Source organism: uncultured Pseudosulfitobacter sp., from assembly GCF_963976325.1.
Taxonomy (GTDB): Bacteria; Pseudomonadota; Alphaproteobacteria; order Rhodobacterales; family Rhodobacteraceae; genus Pseudosulfitobacter.
Genome location: NZ_CAXBJW010000013.1, coordinates 50,451 through 57,756, shown reverse-complemented (window position 1 = coordinate 57,756; position 7,306 = coordinate 50,451). Strand labels below are relative to the sequence as shown.

The window sequence follows — 7,306 nt, the reverse complement described above, 5'->3', positions numbered from 1 at the left end:
GCACCGTTCACCATGCAGCCGATTTCGCCGTCCAGCGCGATATAGTTCAGGTCGTATTTGGACGCGGCGAGTTCCTTGGGATCTTCCTCGGTTTCGTCGCGCAGTTCGTTGATGTCGGCGTGCTTGTACATCGCGTTGCCGTCAAAGCTGACCTTGGCGTCCAGCACTTTCAGGTCGCCGCTGTCGGTGACGATCAGCGGGTTGATTTCCAGCATTTCCATGTCTTTTTCCAGGAACGCCTTGTACAGCAGCGCCATCAGACCGACGCACTGTTTGACCTGCTTGCCTTCCAGCCCCAGGGCGAAAGCGATGCGGCGGCCGTGGAATGCCTGATAGCCGGATGCGGGATCGACCGAGAAGGACAGGATTTTCTCGGGGGTCGACGCTGCGACCTCTTCGATGTCCATGCCGCCTTCGGTCGAGCAGACAAAGCTGACGCGGCTGGTCTGGCGATCAACCAGCAGGGCCAGGTACAATTCGGTTTCGATGCCCGAGCCGTCTTCGATGTAGATGCGGTTGACCTGTTTGCCTGCGGGGCCGGTCTGGTGCGTGACCAATGTGCGGCCCAGCATTTTCTTGGCTTCCTCGGCGGCCTCTTCGACCGATTTGGTCAGGCGCACGCCGCCTTTTTCACCGGCGTCGGCTTCTTTGAAGTGGCCCTTGCCGCGACCACCTGCGTGGATCTGCGCCTTGACCACCCACAGGGGGCCGTCCATTTCGGCGGCTGCGTTTTTGGCGTCTTCGGCTTTCAGCACGACGCGCCCGTCGGAAACGGGGGCACCGTAAGAGCGAAGCAAGGCCTTGGCCTGGTATTCGTGGATGTTCATGACAAAGCGGTCCTGATTAGCTGCGGTTTAATTGGCTGTATACGATCAAGCGTGAACGGATGGTAAACTGAAAAGGTGGGGCAGGCGGGGTTTTGCCCAGAAAATCCGACTTTTGTGATCACACGTTTTTTCCTGTGATCACAAAATATCCGGCGTTACCGCTGACAGGGGGTTTTGGCGCGTGTCGGCACAGATTCCCTTGTGCAGACAGAATGTTCAATCTTTCGGGGCGCGCAGATTCAGCCATCTGAACACCAGCGATACACCAATGCCCGCAACCGCAAGGGCGGGCCATCCCGGGCCTGCGCCGTTGGAAACGTCGATCACCAGCAGCACGGCGGTGGCCAAGCCTGCGCGCTGGCATGACTTGCGGAATTTGGCGCGGGCGTCGCTGTCGGGGCGGCTGGGTCGGGGGCGGTCGATGCGCGGTGAAACCCGCGCCAGATCGTCGGGCGCGTTGACGCCGTCGGACAGCACTGCAAACAGCTCGACCTCGTCCAGCAGGTTTTTGGGGGTGGCGGGGCCAAGCGGGCGAAACTCGGCTTCTAGCCGTCCGCGCGCGTGATCGACCACCTGACGCGACACCAGAATGCCGCCGATGCCTGCATTCTCTTGAAGTCGCGCGGCCAGGTTCACGCCGTCGCCCAGCAGATCGTCGCCTTCGACAATCACGTCGCCCAGATGCACGCCGATGCGAAAGGGCAGAGAGTCTGCGGTGGCGTTCAATTCGCGCTGAATGGCGACAGCCGCGGCCACGCCTTCGACGACAGATGGAAATTCGGCGATCAACCCGTCGCCTGCGGTGTTGGCGATGCGCCCGCCCCGGATGGCAATGGCCGCGTCGATCACACGGCGGGCACGGCGCAGGGCCTGAACGGTGTCCACCTCGTTGCGGGCCATACGGCCCGAATAATTCGCGGCATCGGCTGACAGGATCGTGGTCAGCTTGCGTTTGATGTCAGGCAGTTGGGACACATCGACCCCTCCTGAGCACCCCGCAGACGGGGTGATGTTGATGCGCAGCCCGAAAATAGGCAGCCCATGAAAAAACCGGACACGTTAGACGCGCCCGGCTTTATTCATGACAGCAAGTTGCAGCTTACGCCAGCGAGCTGTCGATGCCTTTGCACGCGTCGACCAGGCCCTGAACGGCCGAAACCGAGCTGTCGAACATGGCTTGTTCGTCTTTGGTCATCTTGATGTCGATGACTTTTTCAACGCCACCAGCACCGATCACTGTGGGCACGCCCACGTACATGCCTTTCAGACCCAGAGCGCCGTCAACATAGGCCGCACAGGGCAGGACGCGCTTTTGGTCTTTCAGATAGGCCTCGGCCATTTCGATCGCCGACGTGGCAGGCGCATAGAACGCCGAGCCGGTTTTCAGCAGGCCGACGATTTCGGCACCGCCGTCACGGGTGCGCTGAACGATGGCGTCCAGTTTTTCCTGTGTGGTCCAGCCCATTTTGACCAGATCGGGCAGCGGGATGCCCGCAACGGTCGAATAGCGTGTCAGCGGCACCATGGTGTCGCCGTGGCCGCCCAGCACGAATGCTGTCACGTCGCGCATGGAGACCTGGAATTCTTCGGCCAGGAAGTGACGGAAGCGGGCGCTGTCCAGAACACCGGCCATGCCGCAGACTTTTTCGTGGGGCAGGCCCGAGAATTCGCGCAGCGCCCAGACCATGGCGTCCAGCGGGTTGGTGATGCAGATCACGAATGCGTTCGGTGCGTGGTCACGGATGCCTTCGCCGACGGATTTCATAACCTTGAGGTTGATGCCCAGCAGGTCATCGCGGCTCATGCCCGGTTTGCGGGGCACGCCGGCGGTGACGATGCACACGTCTGCGCCTGCGATGTCCTCGTAGGACTGGGTGCCGCTCATCTTGGCGTCGAAACCCTCGGAGGGGCCGGATTCAGCGATGTCCAGCGCCTTGCCTTCGGGGGTGCCTTCGGAAATGTCGAACAGGACAACGTCGCCCAATTCCTTGATGGCTGCGAGATGCGCGAGCGTCCCGCCGATTTGACCTGCGCCGATCAGCGCAATTTTGGGTCTGGCCATGAGTAGTCTCCAGGGTTGCTGTGAATTTGCGGTTTGCCTAGTCCTTATCCGCGCCGCGTGCAAGGCTGCTGCGCCGCGGCACGGGCGCACGCGGCTGCTGGCAGTGGGCGTTGTTACCCGCTAACCTTGAATGCAGTGCAAAGGTTTCCAAGGAGTTAACGTGCTGGAACTGGATTGGGCGTTCTTTGCCGTGGCTGGTCCCGCAGTGATGTTTGCGGGGGTGTCCAAGGGCGGTTTCGGGTCGGGCGCCGCCTTTGCGGGCGCGTCGATTCTGGCGCTGGTGGTCGAGCCGGGGCTGGCGCTGGGCGTCATGCTGCCGATGCTGATGCTGATCGACGTGGCCACGCTGGGACCGTACTGGCGCAAGTGGCGCTGGCCCGAGACGCGGTTGCTGATTCTGGGCGCGCTGCCCGGTGTTGTGCTGGGCGCGGCGTTGTACCGGGTGGCCGATGCGGATGTGTTCCGCGTGCTGATCGGAGTGATTTCGCTGGCGTTCGTAGCCTGGCAGGTGGGCCGGGCGCGCGGCTGGATCGCTGCCACGTCCAGGCCGTTGGGGCAGGGCGCGGGGGCCGTGGCGGGGCTGGTTGCGGGATTTACCAGTTTTGTCAGCCATGCGGGCGGCCCGCCGGCGGCGGTCTATCTGCTGTCACGCGGCATGACCAAGACGGAATATCAGGCGTCTACGGTGCTGCTGTTCTGGGTGATCAACGTGGCCAAATTCGTTCCCTATGCCTATCTGGGCATGTTCACGCTGCAAACGGGGCTGGCCAATCTGGCACTTGCGCCTTTTGCGCTGGCGGGCGCGTGGGTCGGGGTCAAGGCGCACCGGCTGGTGCCGGAACTTGCGTTTTTCGCACTGACCTATGCGCTGCTGGTGGTCACCGGGATCAAGCTGATTTGGGATGGGCTGAGCTGATCGGTCTGCCCATGAAAAAGGCGGCCCCGGAAGGCCGCCCGTCAATCTCTTAACGCTTGTTTCAGGCGTCGTTGCCGGGGGGCGGCAACGCTTCGGCCAGTTCCTCGAATGCCTGTCCCGACGCCACAAGGCAGGTCACCCCCGCGGGCGTGGTCACCGTGATTGTCCATGTGCCCGTTTCGGACGAGGCAAACACCTCGATCACCTGGTTGTTGGCGCCCAGTCCCATTGACTGGCGGGTTTCGCCGTAGCCAGACGCCAGCCGGTCCACCACCAATGCGCGCGGCCCGCAGTTGCGCGCGCTGGATTGTGCCGCCACGTGGCCAGCCGCCATCAGGTACAGCGTGGCCGCAGCCGTCAGCGCGGCGAGATGCAAGAATGTCTTGTTGCGTGTCATGTTGTTCAGCCTTTGGTCAAAAGGCGTCACCCGCAGTCATCTGGCCTGAGCCGGTTGCCCGACGATGACCGGGCGGCCCCGGTTCCTGTGTTGTCGCGACACCCCTTCCGCAAAGGTTCGGCGGCCCTGCCAAAACGGCCCTATTGGTGATATCGGACCGTTTCAGCCTGCGCCTTGAGTGGTAAATAATGGTTAATGCACCGCGCGCCGCTGCGGAAAATTTGACATTTGCTGCATTGCGGCGCGTTTCCTCTTGAACCTTTCGCAAAAAAATGCGTCCTTGCGCGCAACATTATTACCCTACCCGAAAGGCAGGCTTATGGCTCTCGACCGTCCGTTGCGTTCCGTTCTTTACATTCCGGCATCCAAACCCCGTGCACTGGACAAGGCACGCGGGCTGCCGGTCGATGCAATCATCTTCGATCTGGAAGACGCGGTGACCGCCGAAGAAAAGGTCAGCGCACGCGGCATTCTGGCCGAAGCGCTGGCCCAAGGCGGCTATGGCGCGCGGATGAAGATCATTCGCATCAATGCGCTGGACACAGACTGGGGTGCCGACGATGCGCGTGCGGCCGCTGATATGGGGGCCGATGCGATCCTGTTGCCAAAGGTGTCCAGCCCCGCTGATCTGGATGCACTGGCCGCGATCACCGGCGACGCGCCGCTGTGGGCGATGATGGAGACGCCCGCCGGCATGTTGAACGCCGCCGCCATTGCGGCCCACCCCAAGTTGCAGGGTCTGGTGATGGGGACCAACGATCTGGCGAAAGAGTTGAACACGCGCGCCCGCGCCGACCGTCTGCCGTTGCAGGCAGGGCTGGGCCTGTGCCTGCTTGCGGCCAAGGCGCATGGGCTGGCGATTGTGGATGGGGTCTATAACGCCTTCAAGGACGACGAGGGGCTGGCGCTGGAATGTGAGCAGGGCCGCGACATGGGCTTTGACGGCAAGACCCTGATCCACCCCGCACAGGTGGCCGTGACAAATACGGCCTATTCCCCGTCGGACGCCGAGATCGACACCGCCCGCCGTCAGATCGAAGCCTTTGACGAAGTCGAAGCTTCGGGGCAGGGTGTGGCTGTGGTTGACGGCAAGATTGTCGAGAATCTGCACGTAGAAACCGCGCGCAAACTGATCGCACAAGCCGAGGCCATTGCAGCCATGGCAGAGGGTTGAACACATGACACTGCTTATTCTTGGGGTTCTTTTGTGGGCCGCGGCCCATTTCTTTAAACGTGCCATGCCGGCACAGCGCGCCGCCATGGGCAACGCCGGCAAGGGCGTTGTCGCAATTGCGCTTGTGGCCTCTGTGCTGCTGATGATCTTTGGCTACCGCGCGGCGGATGGTGCGTTTTTCTGGGGGCGTCATCCGGCGACCACGGGGATCAACAACCTGCTGATGGTTGCCGCTTTGTATTTCGTCAGCCCCGGTCCGAAGAAGGGCGCGATCTTCTACAAGATGCGCCATCCGATGCTGACGGGGTTTTCACTGTGGGCCATCGCGCACCTGTTGGTGAACGGCGATGTGCCATCGTTCGTGCTGTTTGGCGGCTTGCTGGTCTGGGCGCTGGCCGAAATGGTCGTGATCAACCGCGCCGAGCCCGCATGGACACCGCCCGCCAAGGGCGCGATTTCCAAGGACATCATGTTCCTTGGTATCTCGTTTGTGCTGCTGGGCGTGATCGGCGCCATCCACACATGGCTGGGCTATAACCCGTTCGGGTAAGGATAAGATTATGAAACTCTATCGTTTTCTGTCCGAAGAGGACACGTCGGCCTTTTGTCACAAGGTGACGGATGCGCTGAACAAGGGGTGGGAACTGCACGGCAGCCCGACCCAGACATGGGACCACGCCGCAGGCGTCATGCGCTGCGGTCAGGCCGTGGTGAAAGAAGCGCCCGGCACCTATACCCCCGACACCAAGCTGGGGGCGCACTGATGAAAAAGACCAATCCGGGCCGATTTTTCGAAGACTACACGCTGGGGCAGGTGATCGACCACGCGGTGCCGCGCACCGTCAAAATGGGCGAACGCGCGCTTTATCACATGCTGTATCCGGCGCGTCATGCGCTGTATTCGTCCGACCAGTTCGCGCAAGGCTGCGGTCTGCCGTTCTCGCCGCTGGATGACATGATCGCCTTTCACATCGTGTTCGGCAAAACCGTGCCGGATGTGTCGTTGAACGCGGTGGCGAACCTTGGCTATGCCGAAGGACGCTGGAAACTGCCCGTCTGGCCCGGCGACACCCTGCGTGCACGGTCCGAGGTGATCGGGCTGAAACAGAACTCGAACGGCAAGACCGGCGTGGTTTATGTGCGCACCACGGGACTGAATCAGCATGACGAGGAAGTGCTGGAATATGTGCGCTGGGTCATGGTGCGCAAGGGCGACGTTGATGCGCCGGCACCCGAAACGGTGGTGCCCGAGCTGACCAATGTGGTCGACCCCGCCGCGCTGGTGATCCCCAAGGGGCTGGATTTCAGCAACTATGATTTCACCCTGGCGGGCGAGCCGCACCGCTGGGGCGATTACGAGATCGGCGAACAGATCGACCACGTGGACGGTGTCACCGTGGAAGAGGCCGAGCATATGATGGCGACGCGGCTGTGGCAGAACACGGCCAAGGTGCACTTTGACACATCCGCACGCCCCGACGGCAGCCGCCTGATCTATGGCGGCCACGTGATTTCGATGGCGCGCGCGTTGTCGTTCAACGGGCTGGCCAACGCGCAGATGGTTGTGGGGCTGAACGGCGGCGCACATGCGAACCCCTGCCTGTCCGGCGACACGATCCGCGCGTGGTCCGAGGTTCTGGACAAGGCCGAAACCAGCGCCCCCGGTGTGGGTGCGCTGCGGCTGCGGCTGGTGGCGACCAAGGGCGGCGATCCGTTCAAGCTGCGCGGCGAAGACGGCAAATATTTGCCTGACGTACTGCTGGATCTGGATTATTGGGCGCTGGTTCCGCTTTAAGTGCAGGGCAGGGGTGGCGCATAAACCCTATAAAAACAGTCATGATTTATTTGTGATCACGGCGCAATCTACTGTGATCACAATATGCCGATTATTGCGGGGTGCGCTGAAAAACCACCCCTGTTAGTGGTAACA

General features: G+C 61.9%; 9 protein-coding genes. 5 read left to right on the top strand and 4 right to left on the bottom strand.

Translation table 11 applies throughout. The features are described from left to right. From sucC to mdh, 3 genes are all read right to left on the bottom strand, one after another. The coding region (sucC, locus tag AAC077_RS18270; protein WP_339772734.1) for an ADP-forming succinate--CoA ligase subunit beta at positions 1-827 on the bottom strand (827 nt) is incomplete at its 3' end. A 216-nt stretch (positions 828-1,043) separates the two neighbouring features. Further along, a complete protein-coding gene (locus AAC077_RS18265; RefSeq protein ID WP_339772731.1) occupies positions 1,044-1,802 on the bottom strand; it encodes an adenylate/guanylate cyclase domain-containing protein in 759 nt (252 codons plus the stop codon). A 124-nt stretch (positions 1,803-1,926) separates the two neighbouring features. Next, complete coding sequence (mdh, locus tag AAC077_RS18260) at positions 1,927-2,889, bottom strand: malate dehydrogenase (protein WP_339772729.1); 963 nt, start codon at positions 2,887-2,889, stop codon at positions 1,927-1,929. A 160-nt stretch (positions 2,890-3,049) separates the two neighbouring features. Between mdh and AAC077_RS18255 the strand changes: the two genes are divergently transcribed. Continuing rightward, entirely contained in the window at positions 3,050-3,805 is a 756-nt protein-coding gene (locus AAC077_RS18255; RefSeq protein ID WP_339772727.1) for a sulfite exporter TauE/SafE family protein, read from the top strand. A gap of 61 nt (positions 3,806-3,866) precedes the next feature. On the opposite strand, the gene AAC077_RS18250 is transcribed toward AAC077_RS18255, so the two are convergent. Next, positions 3,867-4,202: a hypothetical protein gene (locus AAC077_RS18250; RefSeq protein WP_339772724.1), complete on the bottom strand. Its 336-nt coding sequence runs from the start codon at positions 4,200-4,202 to the stop codon at positions 3,867-3,869. Positions 4,203-4,521: 319 nt separating this feature from the next. Between AAC077_RS18250 and AAC077_RS18245 the strand changes: the two genes are divergently transcribed. From AAC077_RS18245 to AAC077_RS18230, 4 genes are read left to right on the top strand one after another with little or no spacing between them, the layout of a single operon-like run. After that, on the top strand, positions 4,522-5,376 hold the full coding sequence (locus tag AAC077_RS18245; protein WP_339772722.1) for a CoA ester lyase: 855 nt from the start codon (positions 4,522-4,524) through the stop codon (positions 5,374-5,376). A 4-nt stretch (positions 5,377-5,380) separates the two neighbouring features. Next, positions 5,381-5,926 carry an NnrU family protein gene (locus tag AAC077_RS18240; protein ID WP_339772720.1) on the top strand — a complete coding sequence of 182 codons (546 nt, stop codon included), beginning with the start codon at positions 5,381-5,383 and terminating at the stop codon, positions 5,924-5,926. A 10-nt stretch (positions 5,927-5,936) separates the two neighbouring features. Next, positions 5,937-6,140, top strand: coding sequence for a DUF1737 domain-containing protein (locus tag AAC077_RS18235; protein WP_028954851.1), 204 nt, complete (start codon positions 5,937-5,939; stop codon positions 6,138-6,140). Next, entirely contained in the window at positions 6,140-7,171 is a 1,032-nt protein-coding gene (locus AAC077_RS18230; protein ID WP_339772719.1) for a MaoC family dehydratase, read from the top strand. The genes AAC077_RS18235 and AAC077_RS18230 overlap by 1 nt, the downstream gene beginning before the upstream one ends. Positions 7,172-7,306 lie beyond the last annotated feature (135 nt).